This is a genomic window from Burkholderia anthinoferrum (genome assembly GCF_002925705.1).
GTDB lineage: Bacteria > Pseudomonadota > Gammaproteobacteria > Burkholderiales > Burkholderiaceae > Burkholderia > Burkholderia semiarida.
This window is the reverse complement of record NZ_LFZP01000001.1, coordinates 46872-64616: the sequence shown is the minus strand read 5'-3', so window position 1 is coordinate 64616 and position 17745 is coordinate 46872. Positions and strand designations below refer to the sequence as shown.

Annotated in this window: 18 protein-coding genes; 9 read left to right on the top strand and 9 right to left on the bottom strand. The window is 66.2% G+C overall.

Annotation, left to right across the window (positions count from 1 at the left end):
* Positions 1 to 308 precede the first annotated feature (308 nt).
* On the bottom strand, positions 309 to 1994 hold the full coding sequence (locus C5F75_RS00345) for a GMC family oxidoreductase (RefSeq protein ID WP_104011782.1): 1686 nt from the start codon (positions 1992 to 1994) through the stop codon (positions 309 to 311).
* A 164-nt stretch (positions 1995 to 2158) separates the two neighbouring features.
* On the opposite strand from C5F75_RS00345, the gene C5F75_RS00340 reads away from it, so the two are divergent.
* From C5F75_RS00340 to C5F75_RS00320, 5 genes are all read left to right on the top strand, one after another.
* Positions 2159 to 3058: a LysR family transcriptional regulator gene (locus C5F75_RS00340; RefSeq protein ID WP_059580472.1), complete on the top strand. Its 900-nt coding sequence runs from the start codon at positions 2159 to 2161 to the stop codon at positions 3056 to 3058.
* 151 nt (positions 3059 to 3209) lie between these two features.
* Complete coding sequence (locus C5F75_RS00335) at positions 3210 to 4211, top strand: hypothetical protein (RefSeq protein ID WP_059580468.1); 1002 nt, start codon at positions 3210 to 3212, stop codon at positions 4209 to 4211.
* Between the two features lies 1 nt (position 4212).
* On the top strand, positions 4213 to 5019 hold the full coding sequence (locus C5F75_RS00330; RefSeq protein WP_059580467.1) for a hypothetical protein: 807 nt from the start codon (positions 4213 to 4215) through the stop codon (positions 5017 to 5019).
* Entirely contained in the window at positions 5019 to 5825 is an 807-nt protein-coding gene (locus C5F75_RS00325) for a hypothetical protein (RefSeq protein ID WP_059580465.1), read from the top strand. Before C5F75_RS00330 ends, C5F75_RS00325 begins: the two co-directional genes overlap by 1 nt.
* A gap of 134 nt (positions 5826 to 5959) precedes the next feature.
* Complete coding sequence (locus C5F75_RS00320; protein WP_059580462.1) at positions 5960 to 6493, top strand: class IV adenylate cyclase; 534 nt, start codon at positions 5960 to 5962, stop codon at positions 6491 to 6493.
* Positions 6494 to 6547: 54 nt separating this feature from the next.
* On the opposite strand, the gene C5F75_RS00315 is transcribed toward C5F75_RS00320, so the two are convergent.
* Positions 6548 to 7033, bottom strand: coding sequence for an Lrp/AsnC family transcriptional regulator (locus C5F75_RS00315; RefSeq protein WP_060310246.1), 486 nt, complete (start codon positions 7031 to 7033; stop codon positions 6548 to 6550).
* A 106-nt stretch (positions 7034 to 7139) separates the two neighbouring features.
* Here C5F75_RS00315 and phhA point away from each other — a divergent pair, with 106 nt between their 5' ends.
* Both phhA and C5F75_RS00305 read left to right on the top strand, forming a co-directional pair.
* Entirely contained in the window at positions 7140 to 8066 is a 927-nt protein-coding gene (gene phhA / locus C5F75_RS00310; RefSeq protein WP_104011763.1) for a phenylalanine 4-monooxygenase, read from the top strand.
* Between the two features lie 60 nt (positions 8067 to 8126).
* Positions 8127 to 8504 carry a 4a-hydroxytetrahydrobiopterin dehydratase gene (locus C5F75_RS00305; protein WP_256939962.1) on the top strand — a complete coding sequence of 126 codons (378 nt, stop codon included), beginning with the start codon at positions 8127 to 8129 and terminating at the stop codon, positions 8502 to 8504.
* A 92-nt stretch (positions 8505 to 8596) separates the two neighbouring features.
* On the opposite strand, the gene C5F75_RS00300 is transcribed toward C5F75_RS00305, so the two are convergent.
* Positions 8597 to 8827 carry a DUF3717 domain-containing protein gene (locus C5F75_RS00300; RefSeq protein ID WP_006401493.1) on the bottom strand — a complete coding sequence of 77 codons (231 nt, stop codon included), beginning with the start codon at positions 8825 to 8827 and terminating at the stop codon, positions 8597 to 8599.
* A gap of 122 nt (positions 8828 to 8949) precedes the next feature.
* On the opposite strand from C5F75_RS00300, the gene C5F75_RS00295 reads away from it, so the two are divergent.
* On the top strand, positions 8950 to 9642 hold the full coding sequence (locus C5F75_RS00295) for a response regulator (protein WP_006401494.1): 693 nt from the start codon (positions 8950 to 8952) through the stop codon (positions 9640 to 9642).
* 105 nt (positions 9643 to 9747) lie between these two features.
* Positions 9748 to 11232 carry a sensor histidine kinase gene (locus C5F75_RS00290; RefSeq protein WP_059580457.1) on the top strand — a complete coding sequence of 495 codons (1485 nt, stop codon included), beginning with the start codon at positions 9748 to 9750 and terminating at the stop codon, positions 11230 to 11232.
* 162 nt (positions 11233 to 11394) lie between these two features.
* Here the strand turns inward: C5F75_RS00290 and C5F75_RS00285 are convergent, their stop codons facing one another.
* The 6 genes from C5F75_RS00285 to C5F75_RS00255 all read right to left on the bottom strand — a co-directional run bounded on the left by C5F75_RS00285 (position 11395) and on the right by C5F75_RS00255 (position 17653).
* The gene (locus C5F75_RS00285; RefSeq protein ID WP_059580454.1) at positions 11395 to 11925 is read right to left on the bottom strand and encodes an SET domain-containing protein; all 531 of its coding nucleotides are present in this window, start codon (positions 11923 to 11925) and stop codon (positions 11395 to 11397) included.
* A gap of 177 nt (positions 11926 to 12102) precedes the next feature.
* Entirely contained in the window at positions 12103 to 13215 is a 1113-nt protein-coding gene (locus C5F75_RS00280) for an NADH:flavin oxidoreductase/NADH oxidase (protein ID WP_104011762.1), read from the bottom strand.
* Positions 13216 to 13425: 210 nt separating this feature from the next.
* Positions 13426 to 14136 (bottom strand): glutamine amidotransferase, encoded by a 711-nt coding sequence (locus C5F75_RS00275; RefSeq protein WP_059638594.1) that lies wholly within the window; start codon positions 14134 to 14136, stop codon positions 13426 to 13428.
* A 28-nt stretch (positions 14137 to 14164) separates the two neighbouring features.
* A complete protein-coding gene (locus tag C5F75_RS00270) occupies positions 14165 to 14803 on the bottom strand; it encodes a MarR family winged helix-turn-helix transcriptional regulator (protein ID WP_059638537.1) in 639 nt (212 codons plus the stop codon).
* 505 nt (positions 14804 to 15308) lie between these two features.
* On the bottom strand, positions 15309 to 16424 hold the full coding sequence (locus C5F75_RS00260) for a YbdK family carboxylate-amine ligase (RefSeq protein ID WP_059580447.1): 1116 nt from the start codon (positions 16422 to 16424) through the stop codon (positions 15309 to 15311).
* A gap of 14 nt (positions 16425 to 16438) precedes the next feature.
* A complete protein-coding gene (locus C5F75_RS00255; RefSeq protein ID WP_060008864.1) occupies positions 16439 to 17653 on the bottom strand; it encodes a cation:proton antiporter in 1215 nt (404 codons plus the stop codon).
* Between the last annotated feature and the right edge of the window lie 92 nt (positions 17654 to 17745).

Genomic DNA, 17745 nt, shown 5'->3' with positions numbered 1-17745 from the left:
GGTCTCCCGCGCCGACGCGTATGCACATTGCGCAACATTGTCGCGCCGTTGGTGCAGTGCAATCATCGGGATTTGCACTTATAGGGATGGCCACCCTGTCGGATGCGACCGCGCGCGAATTTCACCGTGCTTTTTTGACACGTGCATCATTACCGGTTGAGCTGCTGCAGGACATGGTACGCACGCGCCGAAAAAAGCCGCGCGACGACGCGCGGCTCGCACGGATCTTGCGCACCGGCAGCTTGTTTCGCATCGCGAATCAGCGGGCGTTCGCGCAACCGCCCGCTCGTGCGCATGTCAGCGGGCCTTCATGCCGCCGTCACCGCGGCCTCGGTTCGCACCGACGTCGTTTCGCGCGCCGCACGGCGGTCGGCGCGGATCATGTCGCTCGCGCGCTCGGCGATCATCAGCGTCGGCGAATTGGTGTTGCCCGACGTGATGAACGGCATCACCGACGCATCGACGATCCGCAGCCCGGCGATGCCGCGCACGCGCAGCCGGCTGTCGACCACCGCCCGCTCGTCGTCGGCGCGCCCCATCCGGCACGTGCCGACCGGGTGGAAGATCGTCGTGCCGACGACGCCGGCCGCATCGACCAGTTCGGCCTCGGTCCGGTACTGCGTGCCCGGCAGGATTTCCTCGGGGCGATAGCGCGCGAGCGCCGGCGCGGACGCGATGCGGCGCGTGAGGCGCAACGCGTTCGCGGCGACGTGCCGATCGTGATCGGTCGACAGATAGTTCGGCGCGATCGCCGGTGCGCTGCGCGGATCGGCGATCGTCACGTGCACGCTGCCGCGCGAGCTCGGCCGCAAGTGGCACACCGACGCCGTGAAGGCGTTGAACCCGTGCAGCGGCTCGCCGAAGCGCTCGAGCGACAGCGGCTGCACGTGGTACTGGAGATCGGGGCGCGTGAGCGCGGGATCGTCCGGATCCGATTTCGCGAACGCGCCCAGTTGCGACGGCGCCATCGACATCGGCCCGCGCTGCAGCAGCGCATATTCGGCGCCGATCATCAGCTTGCCCCACCAGCGCGCGGAGAGTGTATTGAGCGTACGCACGCCGTCGACCCGAAACGCCATCCGCAATTGCAGGTGATCCTGCAGGTTTTCGCCGACGCCCGGCAGATCGTGCACGACGTCGATGCCGAGCGCCTGCAGCCGCCGGCCGTCGCCGATACCCGACAGTTCGAGCAGTTGCGGCGAATTCACCGCGCCCGACGTCAGCAGCACTTCCGCGCTCGCCCGCGCGACGTAATCGGTGCCGCCGCCGTGGTATTCGACGCCGACCGCGCGCCGCCCGTCGAAAATCACGCGCTGCGCATGCGCGCCGGTGATCACGGTCAGGTTCGGGCGCGCCATCGCGGGCCGCAGGAACGCCTTCGACGTATTCCAGCGCACGCCGCGCTTCTGGTTCACCTCGAAGTAGCCGACCCCGGCATTGTCGCCGCGGTTGAAATCGTCGGTGGCGGGAATGCCCGTCTGCTGCGCGGCCTGCGCGAACGATTCGAGGATTTCCCAGCGCAGCCGCTGCTTCTCGACGCGCCAGTAGCCGCCCGCGCCGTGCGCGTCGCTCGCGCCCGCATGGTGATCCTCGCTGCGCTTGAAGATCGGCAGCACGCTGTCCCACGACCAGCCGGCGTCGCCGGTTTCCTGCGCCCAGTTGTCGTAGTCCTCGCGCTGGCCGCGCATGTAGATCATCCCGTTGATCGACGAGCAGCCGCCGAGCACGCGGCCGCGCGGATACGACAGCGCACGGCCGTTGAGCGCCGCTTCGGGCTGGGTCTTGTACAGCCAGTCGGTGCGCGGGTTGCCGATGCAATACAGATAGCCGACCGGGATATGAATCCAGTGATAGTCATCCTTGCCGCCCGCTTCGAGCAGCAGCACGCGGATGTCGGGATCCTCGGTCAGGCGGTTCGCGAGCACGCAGCCCGCGGTGCCCGCGCCGACGATCACGTAGTCGAATTCGCCCTCGAGCGTGCGTGGTGTACTCACGGTGTTGTCTCCTTCGTTCTTGTGTGCCGCGCTTGTGTTCCCGCGCGTCATTTTCGGCATAGTGCGCCGGGGCCGACGCGACCGATGAAGCGTACTCCCGCCGCCGTCCGCCGATCCAATGAGTTATGCTGAACTGCGTTATAAGCCGCGCTCATATCACGACGATGGATCTCACCCTGCTCCGCGCGTTCGCGACGGTCGCGCGCGAAGGCAACCTGACGCGCGCCGCCGCACAGCTGCATCTGACACAGCCGGCCGTCAGCCTGCAAATCAAGCATCTGCAGGAAACGCTGGGCGTCGTGCTGTTCACGCGTACGTCGCGCGGGCTCGCGCTCACCCGCGACGGCCAGACGCTGCTGCCGCATGCGGAACGCGCGCTAGCCGCGGCCGCCGACGTGCAGCGCGCCGCTGCCGCGCTGCGTCACGAGGTGCGCGGCCGGCTGCGGATCGGCACGATCCTCGATCCGGCGTTCCTGCGGCTCGGCGGCTTCCTGCGCGCGCTGGTCGAGACCCATCCGCAGATCGAGACCGCGCTGCGGCACGGGATGTCGGGCTGGGTGCTCGAACAGGTGCGCGCGCAGGCGCTCGACGTCGGCTACTACATCGGCCGGCCCGACGAGGACGCGCCGCGCGACAACGCGCTGTTCCACACCGTCACGCTCACGCATTTCCAGTACCGCGTGCTCGCGCCGGCTGGCTGGAAGGAGCGCGTGCAGCGCGCGCACGACTGGCGCGCGCTCGCCGCGCTGCCGTGGATCTGGACGCCGCCCGCGTCCGCGCACCACCGGCTGCTGTCGCGGCTGTTCGCGGCGGCCGGCGCGCAGCCGGTCAAGGTGGCCGAGGTCGACCAGGAGCAGTCGATGCTCGACCTCGTGAAATCGGGGATCGGGTTGACGCTCGCACGCGATTCGACCGCGCTGGCCGAGGCGCACGCGCATGCGCTGACGATCGTCGAACGCGTGACGGTGCCCACCGAACTGACGTTCGTGACGCTCGCCGAGCGGCGCGACGAGCCGGCGATCGCGGCCGCGCTGCGGCTGATCGAAGCGCAGTGGGCGATATGAGCGGCGCTCATCGTGCGTGATCGGGCTGGCGGGTGAAAAGATCGCGCGGATAGATCGACCGGCGGTTCAACTTTCGTTCCGGTCCAATTGAAGCGAGTGAAAGACGTTTGTAATCTCGTTGATTCGTCTATCGAACACGGGAAATCCAGACATGACCGGTCCGCTCGCCGATCACGCGCGATCGCAAAGCTTCGCGGTATGCGATGCGTTGCGACGCCATCGCCGCACGCTCGCTGAAAACCTGCCTCCCCATACCAGCATTCGCACGCATCAACGCAACGGCTGGTTGATCGGCGACGATTCCTTCAGTGGCGATTTCGATCTCGATCCGCATCTTGCGAGCGAGCTTCTGCACGCGCTCGTCACATCGGGCCAGTGTTCCGCGTCCGACTGGGTGCATGACGTCGCGGACAGCGGGCATACCGGCGATCCAGGAACGCTCGCCCGGCTTTACGAAGAAGGCCGCAACAACCTGGTGGGGCCGGGAAGCATCGTCGGAAACCTCAACACCGGGCTCGGTGCGGCCCATGCTGCGCATGCGCTGTCCCTGAAACGCAACATCGACGCGGGCGCGCAGACGTTGCTCCGCCGCGCTGCACCAAGCGTGAAGATCAACCATTCCGTCACGCTCTATGACGCCAACACCACGGGAAAGGGAAAACCCCGTCCGAAGCTGCGGATACGCAACCTGCCGATCCAGAGCGTCCAGCCGGCGCTCGGGCCGCATGCGAAGCACAATCCGCGCACGCAAACCACGACTGCCGCGCTCAAGGCGGCGGATCTCAAACAGCTCACGCCCAGGATTTCGCCACTCAGGCACCTGTACGCCGGCAGCCTGATCGGCAGCGGTGTTCTGACGTTTGCGCCGAGTCTGGCACTCGACATGGCGGCGAGTATCAGCCGGGATACGCAGGGCGCGTTGAGATTCGACAGTCGTGCGTTCATGCTCGCGTCTGCGCGGAGTCAAAGCGGGAATCTACTCGGGTTTGGTTTTTCGACGGCAACGTCCGCTATTCTCCTCTGGGCCGGCGCCAGTGCGCTCCCGGTCATTCTGTTCTCGTTCGGAGTCGGATTCGGCATACAAGTGCTCTGGAACGCCTCCATCGGCCCCGACCTTGCAGAATCGCAAGCCCGACGCCTGCTGGATAACTGACATGATGTTTCCCGATCTCGAGCGCGCCCGCCCGCTTCTTCGCCATGCGCCGATTTACCTCGGCCTCGTCAACTTCATACTCGTCGGCCTCTGCCTGAGCGTCATCGCGAAAGCTAACGGCATCGCGTTCAAGCTTATAAGTGGGCCTATGCTGGCGATCCTTGTCGCGGGACCGGCTGCCGGATACCACATCAAATACCGTTCCACGCTGTCCGTACGCTCGCTGGCGGCGATCATGATTTATATCGTTGGCGGATTCGGTCTCCTGATGGGTACCGCTTTGTTGAGTGCGTGGTCGCTCATCGAAAAACCGGCGTCCAGCATGCCGTACCTGCTTTTCGTGTTTCTTTATCACGCAACCATATTGACCGCACTCGCGTTGCCGTTTGCCCTCAAACTCCGCGAACTGAAGCGCCATCCCGATCGCCGTTTCAGGAATAACCAATACCTCGCCGATACCCGCACGTTCACGATCGATCCCAACTGCGGAAAGACCGTTCCCACTAACAGGCTCGCGCCAGCGACCATCGCCCTGACCGTCACCCTGCCGATTGCGTTGAATACCTACATCGGCAAAAACAGCAGCGCGCTTCTGATCGCGACATCGCTGTACGCGCTGTTATTTTCTTACGTCGCCGCCGTCTTCATCGGGCCGAAACTGGCCTACCTGTATGAGTTGTACCGATATGAGCGCCAAACCGGCCGACGCTTCATCAACCAGGAATACGAGAAAGTACAGGCGCTCCGCCGCACCTTCCTCCTGTGCCGCTTGTTGGCGAAATTGGCATCGTTTCGGCGCGCGCACTGATGATGTTTCCCGACCTCGAGCGCGCGCGGCCGCTTCTCTGCCATGCCCCGCTTTGCCTCGGCCCTTGCAGCGTCATGATCGTCGGCTTCTGCCTGTACGCCATCGCGAAGGCAAACGGCATCGCGTTCCAGATCATGAGCTGGCCCATGCTTGCGATTCTTGTCGCAGGGATGGCTGCCGGATACCAGATCAAGTATCGCTCCACGCTGTCCGTACGTTTTCTGGCGGCGTTCACAGTCTATATCGTTGCCGTATTCGGTCTTCTGATGGGTACCGCTATGTTGAGCGTGTGGTCATTCATCGAAAAACCAGCATCCACCAAGCCGTACCTACTTTTCGTCTTCCTCTATCACGCGGCCGTGCTGGCCTCGCTCGCGTTTCCGTTTGCCCTCAAGCTCCGCGAACTCAAGCGCCATCCCGGTCGCCGTTTCAGAAATAACGAATACCTCGCTGATATCCGTTCGTTCACGATCGATCCCAATTGCGGCAAGACCGTTCCCACCAACAGGCTCGCACCGGCGACCATCGCCTTGACCGTCAACCTGCCGATTGCGCTGAATACCTACATCGGCGAAAGCAGCGGCGCGATTCTGATCGTGACATCGCTGTACACGCTGACATTTTCTTACGTCACTGCCGTCTCCATCGGGCCGAGAGTGGCCTACCTGTACGAGTTATACCGGTACGAACGCCAAACCGGCCGACGCTTCATCAATCAGGAATACGAGAAAGTTCAAGCGCTCCGCCGCACCTTCCTGCTGTTCCGCCTGTCGGCGAAACTGGCATCGCTTCGGCGCGCGCGCTGATCCCTGCGAGCCCCGCATTGCGCCCCTACCCTCCGCAGCAGTCGGCTCGCCGCCCGCTCGTCACGCCACCTACCCAGGCTTTTTGCTAGATTGTGCGTTCGCACACCGCGAGACCCCGATTGAAGGAGACCCGCATGGCCCGCAACATCGAGATCAAAGCCCACGCCCGCGAATTCGACCGGCTGCGCGAACAGGCGGCGAAGCTCGCGACCGAAGCGCCGCTCTTCTACCGTCAGCAGGATTTCTTCTACGACGTACCGCGCGGCCGGCTGAAGCTGCGCCGCTTCGAGGACGGCACGCCGGCCGAGCTGATCTTCTATCAGCGCGACGACCGCGACGGCCCGAAAGCGTCGTACTACACGCGCAGCCCGGTGACAAACCCCGACGCGATGCATGCGCTGCTCGCCACCGCGCTGACCACGCGCGGGATCGTGACGAAGGAGCGGCACGTGTACCTCGCGGGCCGTACGCGCATTCACCTCGACCGCGTCGACGGCCTCGGCGATTTCATCGAGCTGGAGGTCGTGCTCGGCCCGGACGACGACGAAGCCGGCGGCGAGGCCGAGGCGCATGACGTGTTCGCGAAGCTCGGCGTCGCGCAGGAGGACCTCGTCGCGGTCGCTTATGTCGACCTGCTGAACGCCGACGCGCAATCCGAAGCGGCCTGATCCGGCCCCACGAGCGGCGGGGCCGCGCGCCCTGCCGTCAGCGTCGGCGCGCCGTCACGCGGCCCCCGGCGCCAGGTGCGCCAGCGGCAGCGCACCGTTGCGCTTGAAGGTCGTCAGCACGATGTTCGAGCGCACGCTGTCGACGCCCGGCACCCGCATCAGCTTCTTCATCACGAACTGCGACAGCGCGTTGAGATCGGGCGCGACGATCCGCAGCAGGTAGTCGGCATCGCCCACCACCGCGTGGCATTCGAGCACTTCGGGCAACACGTCGATCTGCTGCTGGAACTGCTCGATGATCGAATCGCCGTGATGCTTGAGCTTCAGGCTCGTGAACGCGGTCACGCCGAGCCCGAGCTTTTCGGGGCGCAGCATCACGCGGTAGCCTTCGATCACGCCGGCCGCCTCGAGCCGCTGCAGCCGTCGCCCGATCTGCGACGGCGACAGCGGCACCTCCTCGCCCAGCTGCTGATGCGTCGCGCGACCGAAGCGCTGCAGCACGTCCAGCAGCGCGAGATCGAAGTGATCGAGTTCCACCATGAGTGTTCTCCGCATTGACTCTTGATTTGATGCGCGATTATCGCATCATCATGCAAATCTTCGCCAACTATGCGCCCAATCCGCGCGCATCCCGCTCTACACTTGCATGGTTCCCAACCACAGCGTGCAGAGCCTGATCATGTCCACCGTCGTCACCGCGAAACTGCAAGAGCAGTTCGACGCGGGCCTCGAAACCCGTGCCGATTTCACCATCGACCAGCCACTGCAGCGCTACGGCCAGGTCGACCACGCGGTGTGGAAGCAGCTCTATGCGCGCCAGTCGGCGCTGCTGCGCGGCCGTGCGTGCGACGCGTTCGTCGCCGGGCTCGGCAAGATCGCGCTGCCGGCCGATCGTGTGCCGTCGTTTGCCGACGTGAACCGCCAGCTGAAGCCCGCGACCGGCTGGGAAATCGTCGCGGTGCCGGGCCTCGTGCCCGACCGCGTGTTCTTCGCGCACCTCGCGAACCGGCGCTTCCCGGTCACCTGGTGGATGCGCCGCCCCGACCAGCTCGACTACCTGCAGGAACCCGACTGCTTCCACGACCTGTTCGGCCACGTGCCGCTGCTGATCGAGCCGGTGTTCGCCGACTACATGCAGGCGTATGGCCGCGTCGCGCTCGCGGTCGCCGACGACGAAGCAGCGCTCGCGCGGCTCGCGCGGCTCTACTGGTATACGGTGGAATTCGGGCTGATTCGCGACCCGCGCGGGACGAACGGCCTGTCGATCTACGGCGCCGGCATCGTGTCGAGCAAGGGCGAAAGCCTGTACAGCCTCGAAAGCGCGGCGCCGAACCGGCTCGGGTTCGACCTCGAGCGCGTGATGCGCACGAAGTACCGGATCGACACGTTCCAGAAGACCTACTTCGTGATCGACGATTTCGCGCAGTTGTTCGCGCTCGCCGACGTCGACGGCCGCGCGCTGGCCGACCGGCTCGCGGCGCTGCCCGAATTCGCGGCCGGCGCGGTGCTCGAAACCGACCGCGTGCTGCATCGCGGCACGGGCGAAGGCTGGCCCGACGACGCCGACGCGTGACGCGCCGGGCGCCCGCGCGAACCGCCGCCCGCCCGTCGTCCTTCGCGCAACTATGAAACAATGAACGATGCCGGCTGCGCCGCGCGGCGCAGCCGCGCGCGGGCGCCGTTACCGAACGAGAGGTGCAAGATGATCCACAAGCTCACATCCGAAGAACGCAAGACGCGGCTCGAAGGCCTGCCGCTCTGGACGGCCGTGGCGGGCCGCGACGCAATCCAGCGCCGCCTGCGCTTCGCCGATTTCAACGAGGCATTCGGCTTCATGACGCGTGTCGCGATCAAGGCGCAGGAGATGAACCACCATCCGGAATGGTTCAACGTGTACAACCGCGTCGACGTCACGCTGTCGACCCACGACGCAGACGGCCTGACCGAACGCGACATCGAACTCGCGCGGTTCATCGACGGCGCCGCCGCGCACGCGCAACCGGGCGCGTGAGTCCCGCCTGCACCGCCGCGCATCGTTCGTTGCGCGGCGCGTCAACTTTTCATTTCGCTGAACGTTTTCTAGGATGTACTCAGCGAAAGCCTTCAGCTTTCCAAGCCATCCTTAAGGCGCACGTAAGTCTCGTACGCTTTCCGCGCCTTGGGGTCCAAACCTTCCAGTTGCAGCGCGCTTTCGCGCTGTACAATCAGCAGCGCATACGGCTTGGAAAGCGCGCTAGCCTCTTCGCAGAGTTTGAGTTCGTCGCCGCTCGACGGCGAGCGGGCGCGCCAGAAATTGATCGCGGCTTCGAGGTCGTGGATCGAAATATCGGACATGATTGGATTTAATCGTTCGCTGGCCGCCATGCTTGATGTCAGGCGATGCGGCGCCCCTGTGGAAACGGCTTCGTGCTGTCCGCGTGCCTGAACCGCCAACCCATTGTACTTGAGCGAACTTCATGCGACTCCTTCTGATCGAAGACGACCGCCCCATCGCACGCGGTATCCAGAGCAGCCTCGAGCAGGCTGGCTTCACCGTCGACATGGTGCATGACGGCATTTTTGCCGAACAGGCGCTGGCACAGAATCGCCACGAACTCGTGATCCTCGACCTCGGCCTGCCGGGCATCGACGGGATGACGCTGCTCACGCGCTTTCGCCAGACCAACCGCCACACGCCGGTGATCGTGCTGACCGCGCGCGACGAGCTGAACGACCGGATCCAGGGCCTGAACTCGGGCGCCGACGACTACATGCTCAAGCCGTTCGAGCCGGCCGAGCTCGAAGCGCGCATCCGCGCGGTGATGCGCCGCAGCGGCCCGCACAGCGACATGCCGCGTCCGGAAGTGTCGCTCGGCGGCGTCCGCCTGTCGGGTGTCGACCGCCGCATCTTCAACGACGACAAGCCGCTCGAACTGTCGCCGCGCGAATTCGCGGTGCTGGAAATGCTGCTGCTGCGTCACGGCCGCGTCGTCAGCAAGGCCCAGTTGCAGGATCACCTCACGCACTTCGGCGGCGATCTCGGCGACACCGCGATCGAAGTCTACGTGCACCGCGTCCGCAAGAAACTCGAGCAGTGCCGGGTCGAAATCGTCACGGTGCGCGGCTTCGGCTACCTGCTGCAGGAAATCCGCCAGACCGCGAGCGTCTGAGCGACGCCGCGCGCCGGCCGCCCGCGTGCGGACGGCTCCGCATCGCCGCCCGGCGCACGACCGCGCCGCTCTCCGTGAGCGGCGCTTATCCATTTGCCCGTCGAAATGTCTTCTGATCCGGCTGTGACCACCAGCCTGCGCCGCTCGCTGCTCCGGCGCCTCGCCGCCCCGCTGTCGATGCTCGCGCTGATGAGCGGCCTGATCGCCTACTGGCTCGCGTGGCAATACACGCAGCACGTGATCGACCGCTCGCTCGCCGATCTCGCGACCGCCATCTCCAAACAGATCCAGATCGCCGGCCCGGATGCGCCGTTCACGGTGCCGCCGCTCGCGCAGGCGATGTTCTCCGATCCCGCCGAAGCGTTGATCTACCGGATCAGCGACGGCGAGCAGGAACTCGCCGGCGACCCGAAGCTGCCGCTGCAGGGCATCAACGTGCGCCGCATGCATCACGCGTACGTGTTCGAGGCCGAGTACGACAACCGCGCGGTGCGGGTCGCACAGGTGCGCGTCGACGACGTCGAGGGCGGCAAGCCGATGGTCGTCGAAGTCGCTCAGCCGGTACGGCACCGCTACCGGATCGCGGCCGAATTCCTCGTCGCGATCATGATGCCGTTGCTGCTGCTGCTGCTCGCGGGCTGGGGCATCGTATGGCGCGTCGTGAACCAGCAGCTGGGCCCGCTCACGCACCTCGCCGATTCGCTGAACCGGCAGACCCACACGTCGCTGGAGCCCGTGGACGAAACCGACGTGCCGCTGGAGATCCGGCCGCTGACGAGCGCGATGAACGCGCTGCTCGGCCGGCTGAAGACCGCGCTCGACGCGCAGCGCAAGTTCATCGCCGATGCCGCGCACCAGCTGCGCACGCCGCTCACCGCGGTGAAGCTGCATGCCGAGCAGGCGGCCGTCGCGCGTGATCCGCAGCAGACCTTCGCCGCGGTGCGCGAGCTGCGCGCGGCCGCCGACCGCGCGGTGCGGCTGTCCAACCAGCTGCTGTCGCTCGCGCGTGCCGAGCCGGGCGAACAGGCCGCCCGCTTCGTCGATGTCGATCTCGCGGCGATGGCGTTCGAGACGGGTGCCGAATGGGTGCCGCGCGCGCTCGCATCGCATGTCGACCTCGGCTTCCAGCGCAGCGACGACCCGGGCGACGACGAGAAGCTGAACGTGCGCGGCAACCCCGTTCTGTTGCGCGAGGTGATCGCGAACCTGCTCGACAATGCGCTGAAGTACGTGCCGCTCGCGCGGCCGGACGGCGCGCGGATCACCGTCAACGTCGCGCGCGGTACGCTCGACGACGGCCAGCCGGCCGCGGAGATCGTGGTCGAGGACAACGGCCCGGGCGTGCCCGCGAATCAGCAGGCCGACCTGTTCAAGCGCTTTTTCCGCGGCGACGCGCAAAGCGGCAACGGCGTTGAAACGGGCGCCGGGCTCGGGCTCGCGATCGTGCACGACATCATCGCGATGCACGGCGGCACCGTGTCGTACGAGGATGCATCGGAAGGCGGCTCGCGCTTCGTGGTGAGGGTGCCGCTCGCCGCGCGCACGGAAAAACCGGCCAGCGAAACGCCGGCCGCGGCGCCGACGCACTGAACGATCGATCACCGGTCGATTCGCAGCGGGCAACCACCGGCCCGTTGCTCGGGCCGCGCGCCGGAAAGGAACGGAAAGACGGACAGCGGACGACGGGCCGCCATGACGCGGCAACCGACGGCTGAAACGACGGCGGCAGCGCGCGATGCGCTGCCGCCTGCATCACTTCCTGTTCTTCTTGTCCTTCGACCCGGAGGCGGACTTGCCGTCCTTCTTGTCCTTCTTCTTTTTCTTCTTCCCGCCTTCGTCGGACGTCGCGAGCAACGTGCCGCGGCACGACTCGGCGCCGCAGTGGCACGCGTATTCGCGCTTGAGCTTCTTCGTCAGCTTCGCGTCGATCACGAGGCCATAGTCGTAGAACAGCTCCTCTTCCGGCCCGATGTCGCGCAGCGCGTGGATGTATACGCGGCCCTTGACTTCCTCGGCCTCGCAGTTCGGCGCGCACGAATGATTGATCCAGCGCGCGCTGTTGCCGTCGACCTTGCCATCGATCACGCCGCCTTCATCGAGTGCGAAGTAGAACGTATGATTCGGCTCGCTCGGGTCGTGCGGATGACGGCGCAGCGCTTCCTTCCACGAGATTCGCTCGCCCTTGTATTCCACTACGCGCTCGCCGGCCTTGATCGGCGCCACGGCAAACACGCCCTTGCCGTGTACTCCCGAGCGGCGCACCGCGATCCTGCGTGAACTCATCGAACCAATCCTTGTGAAGACGACTTGAATGGAAGCGGCCGCGATCGCGGCCGGGCGCCGCGCCAAACGAAAACGCGGCACCGGTCGGTGCCGCGTCGGGGGAGGCGGCGAATCACCCGCATCCTACACGTTCACGATTGCTTCGTTCAACATCGCGCGCAATATTGCGCGATGTACTCAGCGCTGGCCGAACGAGACGTCGCCGAACAGCGCCTTGTGCTCGCGCGGCTGCGAGCGCCAGTACTGCGGCGGCGCCGTCACCTGCGCGCCGAGCTCGGCCGCCGCGTGCCACGGCCAGCGCGGGTCGTACAGCATCGCGCGCGCCATCGCGACGAAATCGGCATCGCCGGCCTCGATCAGCCGGTTCGCATGCGCGGGTTCGTTGATCAGGCCCACCGCGATCGTCGGCATGCCAACCGCCCGCTTCACCGCCTGCGCGAACGGCACCTGGTAGCCGGGCGACAGCGGAATCTTCTGCAGCGGCGACACGCCGCCGGACGACACGTCGATCCAGTCGCACCCGCGGCGCTTCAGTTCGTGCGCGAAGGCAATCGTATCGTCTAGCTCCCAGCCGCCTTCGACCCAGTCGGTCGCGGACACGCGCACGCCGACCGGCCGGTCTTCCGGAAACGCGGCGCGCACGATCTCGAAGATCTCGAGCGGAAACCGCATCCGGTTTTCGCGCGAGCCGCCGTATTCGTCGGTGCGCCGGTTCGCGAGCGGCGACAGGAACTGATGCAGCAGGTAGCCGTGCGCCGCGTGCACCTCGATCGCATCGATGCCGAGCCGCGCAGCGCGCTTCGCCGACGCCGCGAACGCGTCGCGAATGCGGTTCAGGCCCGCCGCATCGAGCGCGAGCGGCGGCGTCTCGCCGTCCTTGTGCGGCACGGCCGACGGCCCGTGCGGCAGCCAGCCGCCGTCGGCGACCGGCACGAGCTGGCCGCCCTCCCACGGCGTCGCGCTCGATGCCTTGCGCCCCGCGTGCGACAACTGCATCGCGATGCGGATCGGCGAATGCTTGCGGATCGCGGCCAGCACCGGCTTCAGCGCGGCTTCGGTCACGTCGTCCCACAGGCCGAGGTCGCCATGCGTGATGCGTCCGTCGGGTTCCACCGCGGTCGCTTCGATGCACAGCAGCCCCGCACCCGACAGCGCGAGATGGCCGAGATGAATCATGTGCCAGTCGGTCGCTTCGCCGCGTTCGGCCGAGTACTGGCACATCGGCGAAATCACGATCCGGTTCGGAAGGGTCACGCCGCGCAGCGTGAACGGAGAAAACAGCGCAGTCATGGAAGCCGCTCGCCAGGAAAGGGAAAGAGCGGACGAGCGTAGCACGCAGGCTCGAAGCGTGCAGACGGCGTGCTCGGCAGTAAGCGGATGGTCAGGTACGGCCGGCCGGATGCCGACGGTGCGGAGAACGTGCGGGGTACGGCGACGCGCCGGCCCGCAACGGATGCAGGCCGGGCCAGCGCTTTGCCGCAAGCGGGGCCGCCCGGGGTGTCAGAGCCCGACGCTGTCGAGCCACTCGGCGAACATGCGGCGCGCGGCCGTCTCGAGCGCGGGGCCGTGCTGCGCGGTATCGGCGCGCAACCGGCGCGCGTCGACGCCTGGCGTCGCGGCGATTTCGCCGGCGTTCGCGATCAGCCACGGTTCGAAGCGATCGGTACGGATCTCGGGATGACATTGCAGCGCCAGCACGTGCTGCCCCCAGGCGAACGCCTGGTGGCGACAGGCCGGTGTGGACGCGAGATGGATCGCACCGCCCGGCAGGTCGAACGTATCGCCATGCCAGTGCAGCATCGACGTCGTCGCGCCGTCGAGATGGCGCAGCGGCGACGCACGGCCGGCGTCGGTGAGCGTCAGCGGCGCCCAGCCGAGTTCGTGCTGCGCGGCCGGATAGACGCGCGCGCCGAGCGCCCGTGCGATGAACTGCGCGCCGAGGCAAATGCCGAGGATCGGCAGCCCCGCGTCGATGCGCTGGCGCACGAGCGCCAGGAGCGGCGCGATCGACGGGTACTGCGCATCGTCGTACACGCTGAGCGGCCCGCCGAGCACGACGAGCAGCGACGGCTCGAGCACGTCAAGCACCTCGACCCGCGACGATCCGACATCGACATAGCGCACCCGTCGACCGCGTTCGCCGAGCACCTGCTCGAAGCTCCCGAGATCCTCGAAATGCACGTGGCGGATCGCCACGACTTCAGCGTTCATCATCGGCCTCCCGGTCGATCGACGGACGTCAGCCGGCGAAAATCTTCCAGGTCTTCTTCTGCGTCGCCGCGTCGGCCTCTTCCTGCCCCGAGCAGTCGAGACGCAGATCGCTGTCGGACATCGCGACGTCGAACACCGCGCAGTGATGCACCGTCTTCTTCGACGGCTTGCCCGGCTGGAAGTGGCTGCACGTCAGGCACATGCGCTGCGGCGGCGTCGCGCCGGCCACCTGCAGTTCGCGCAGCGTCTTCAGCAGCGCGCGATACAGCGCGCCCTGCTCGTCCGCGCCGAGCTTGCCGACCGCTTTCGTCAGGAATTCAGGCCATTGCAGCGCCTTCTTCGCGGCCGTACGGCCACGTGCCGACAGGCGCACGGCCAGTGCCCGGCCGTCGTCCAGCGCACGGCGCTTTTCGACGAGCCCCTTCGTCTCGAGCGTGCTGACCGCATCGCTCGTGGTGGCCGCGGTGAGCTGCGTCTCGCGCGCGATCTCGCCGAGCCGCATCGGGCCCTTGCGCTGCAGCAGCAGCACGAGAATCTCGCCCTGCGTCGGCGTGAGGCCGGCGCCTTCCGCCCAATCCCATGCCTCGCTCCGCATGGCCGTGCTCAACCGCAGCAGGCTATGGGTCACACGTCCCGCAGCCTGGTTCCCGTAAACGCCTTCGCTCATAGTCTTTTCGCTTTGCCGCCGCCCGGTTGGCCGAGCGGCCGTAGTGTGGAGATCGAATCTATCTCAAAACAGACGCGCTCTGTCGAGCGCGTCGACACGGCCGTCGCGAGGCACACGCGGCGGTCGCGTTCGCGGCGACCGGAGAGACACGCATCGTTCCGGCGTCCGCAAAGCCGACATTCTAAGCGAGAGCGGAAAATCGCACAGCTAAGTTATCCCCTGCGCGCTGTGGAAAATCGCTGAATAACCGTAATTTTTCGTTGTGCGCGCAATGTCGCGCGCCCGCGAGACGGGGCGCGCCGACATTGTCCTGTCCGGATCGGCCATCGGCCGCACGGTGATGATCCACCGGGTTATCCCGCGCGCAGAGCGTTGACTTTGCAGCGGAATATCCGGTTATCCACAGATTTTCAGGAGGCCTGCCGACGATTGCGGGCCGACCCGGCGCGGACTGCCGTTCAGCGAATCGCGGCGCGGTCGATCCTGCAATCTGCAAAACATATTTTCACTCGCGCCAACGTAAGCACTGCTGCCGGACCGTCTCGTTCAGCGATTTTTCCTGTTTGAAAACGGTTCTCAACCACGATGCGTCGTTCACGCGTGCCTTCGCGAGCGCGCCGATCTCGTCGAGCGCCGCGCGCGAACCGAGGGCCGCCGCATGCGGCGCGATCCGGTCGAGCGTGTCGAGGATGTCTTCCGCGATCGTGCGGCGCTCGCCCGTCTGAGGATTCACGCAGGTGCCCTCGAGCCCGAAGCGGCACGCTTCGAAACGGTTGAACGTGTAGACGAGGTAATCGTCCTCCGACAGCTTCAGCGGCCGGTCGGTCAGCAGGTAGCGTGCGAGCGTCTGGATGTAGCAGGCGATCGCCGCCGCGCGATCGACCGACAGCGGCGTGTCCATCACGCGCACCTCGATCGTGCCGTAGCCGGGCTTCGGCCGGATGTCCCAGTAGAAGTCCTTCATCGAGTTGACGACGCCCGTGTTCACCATCTTCGTGAAGTACTCCTCGAAGCTGTCCCAGGTCAGCACGAACGGCGCGCGGCCCGACAGCGGGAACGCGAACACCGAATTCAGGCGCGCCGAATGGAAGCCCGTGTCGACGTTCTGCACGAACGGCGACGACGCGGACAGCGCGATGAAGTGCGGAATGAAGCGCGACATCGAGTGCAGCAGGAACAGCGCGCTGTCGGGATCGGGGCAGCCGATGTGCACGTGCTGGCCGAACACGGTGAACTGCTTCGCGAGATAGCCGTACAGCTCGGAGATGTACTGAAAGCGCGGCGCATCGTAGATCTGCCGGTCGCTCCATTGCTGGAACGCATGCGTGCCGCCGCCGGCCAGCCCGACGTTGAGCTGGTCGGCCGCCTTCACGAGCACGTCGCGGATCGCATGCAGCTCGCTGACGGCCTGCTCGTGCGAATGGCAGATGCCGGTCGACAGCTCGATCATGCTTTCGGTGATTTCCGGCGTGATGTTGCCCGGGAAAGTCTCGGCCTGGATCAGGCGCATCAGGTCGGAGGCCGCTTTGGTCAGGTCGTAGTTGTGCGTGTTGACGACCTGGATCTCCAGTTCGACGCCGAACGTGAACGGCTCGGAATTGACGAAGGTTTCGAGTGCCATGGCAGGTTCCGGAATCAGTTGCTGTCGCTGCGTTCGCCGACGGCCGACAGGCAGCGGTAGACGACGAACGGGCTGACGAGCTGCAGGATCACGATCGAGCACATCACGATCGCGCGCAGGTGCGGGTCGAAATTCGGATAGAGCTGGTAGGTATCGTCGACGAGCAGGTACGACAGCGCGGACATCGGCGTGAGCGCGATGCCGAGCGCGACGCCCTGCTTCATCCCGAGGCCGCTCGGCTTCGCGAACGCGACGACGCCGGCCAGCTTCGCGGCGAGCCGCGTGACGATCAGCACGATCGCGAGCAGCCCGCCGAGCGCGATGTCGCCCCACGTAAACGACGTGAGCGTCAGCACGAACAGCACCACCGTCAGCAGCCAGCCGGCCGTGCCGAAGTGCTCGGGCCACAGCTGCGGGCGCGCCTCGAGGTTCTTCACGATGATGCCGGCGAGCAGCAGCGTGAGCAGCGTCGACAGCTTCAGCGCCTGCGCGACGGCGATCGCGAGCATCACGAGCCCGAACAGCGCGACGAACGAATGCTCGTCGCGCATCGTCGCGGTCATGTGGCGGAACAGGTAATTGCACGAACGCGCGACCAGATACGCGACGATGAACGAACCGGCGATCAGGTAGACGGGCTGCAGGATCGTCGCGAAAACGTTGCCGTACGCTTCCTGGTGCAGCCAGCTCGTCACGAGCTTGGTCAGCACGATCGCGTACACGCTGTTGAGCGCGGTGAGCGTGATCAGGCGTTGCGACACCTGCCCTTCCGCGCGCAGTTCCGTCTTGAGCTGGATCACCATCGACGGCGATGTGGCAATCGCGATCGCCGACAGCACGAGCGCGACCATTCCCGATACGCCGAGCGCGAGCATCACGAACAGCACGAGCACGAACGTGAGCGTGGCTTCCGCGAGGCTCGACGCGACGAGCCACGGATTGCGCCGGATCCAGCGCAGGTCGAGGCGGCTGCCGAGCTCGAACAGCAGCAGGCCGAGCGCGACATCCATCAGCAGCCGCGACGTTTCGTCGGTGCTGGTGTCGATCACGCCGAATCCGAACGAACCGGCGATCAGGCCGATCACGGCATAGCCGGTGATGCGCGGCAGGCGCCACGCGCGATAGCACAGCTCGCCGCACAGGCCGGCTGCGAACAGCGCGAGCCCGGCCCAGAACACGGCATCCGGCGCGAGCGGCCAGTTGGGCAGGAATGAGAACGCCGACTTCATCGTGGTGACTTCTCCTTTGGAAGCAACCGCCAGCGACGCGGGTCAAGCGACAGGAATGGATGCGCGCCGGCTGGGTATCGCCCCGAATGTGA

Bases quoted from the DNA above. Each gene is read 5' to 3' on its own strand.
- C5F75_RS00340 (WP_059580472.1), top strand. From the start codon at position 2,159: ATGGATCTCACCCTGCTCCGCGCGTTCGCGACGGTCGCGCGCGAAGGC.
- C5F75_RS00335 (WP_059580468.1), top strand. From the start codon at position 3,210: ATGACCGGTCCGCTCGCCGATCACGCGCGATCGCAAAGCTTCGCGGTA.
- C5F75_RS00330 (WP_059580467.1), top strand. From the start codon at position 4,213: ATGATGTTTCCCGATCTCGAGCGCGCCCGCCCGCTTCTTCGCCATGCG.
- C5F75_RS00325 (WP_059580465.1), top strand. From the start codon at position 5,019: ATGATGTTTCCCGACCTCGAGCGCGCGCGGCCGCTTCTCTGCCATGCC.
- C5F75_RS00320 (WP_059580462.1), top strand. From the start codon at position 5,960: ATGGCCCGCAACATCGAGATCAAAGCCCACGCCCGCGAATTCGACCGG.
- C5F75_RS00315 (WP_060310246.1), bottom strand. From the start codon at position 7,033: ATGGTGGAACTCGATCACTTCGATCTCGCGCTGCTGGACGTGCTGCAG.
- phhA (WP_104011763.1), top strand. From the start codon at position 7,140: ATGGTTCCCAACCACAGCGTGCAGAGCCTGATCATGTCCACCGTCGTC.
- C5F75_RS00305 (WP_256939962.1), top strand. From the start codon at position 8,127: ATGAACGATGCCGGCTGCGCCGCGCGGCGCAGCCGCGCGCGGGCGCCG.
- C5F75_RS00300 (WP_006401493.1), bottom strand. From the start codon at position 8,827: ATGTCCGATATTTCGATCCACGACCTCGAAGCCGCGATCAATTTCTGG.
- C5F75_RS00295 (WP_006401494.1), top strand. From the start codon at position 8,950: ATGCGACTCCTTCTGATCGAAGACGACCGCCCCATCGCACGCGGTATC.
- C5F75_RS00290 (WP_059580457.1), top strand. From the start codon at position 9,748: ATGTCTTCTGATCCGGCTGTGACCACCAGCCTGCGCCGCTCGCTGCTC.
- C5F75_RS00285 (WP_059580454.1), bottom strand. From the start codon at position 11,925: ATGAGTTCACGCAGGATCGCGGTGCGCCGCTCGGGAGTACACGGCAAG.
- C5F75_RS00280 (WP_104011762.1), bottom strand. From the start codon at position 13,215: ATGACTGCGCTGTTTTCTCCGTTCACGCTGCGCGGCGTGACCCTTCCG.
- C5F75_RS00275 (WP_059638594.1), bottom strand. From the start codon at position 14,136: ATGAACGCTGAAGTCGTGGCGATCCGCCACGTGCATTTCGAGGATCTC.
- C5F75_RS00270 (WP_059638537.1), bottom strand. From the start codon at position 14,803: ATGAGCGAAGGCGTTTACGGGAACCAGGCTGCGGGACGTGTGACCCAT.
- C5F75_RS00260 (WP_059580447.1), bottom strand. From the start codon at position 16,424: ATGGCACTCGAAACCTTCGTCAATTCCGAGCCGTTCACGTTCGGCGTC.
- C5F75_RS00255 (WP_060008864.1), bottom strand. From the start codon at position 17,653: ATGAAGTCGGCGTTCTCATTCCTGCCCAACTGGCCGCTCGCGCCGGAT.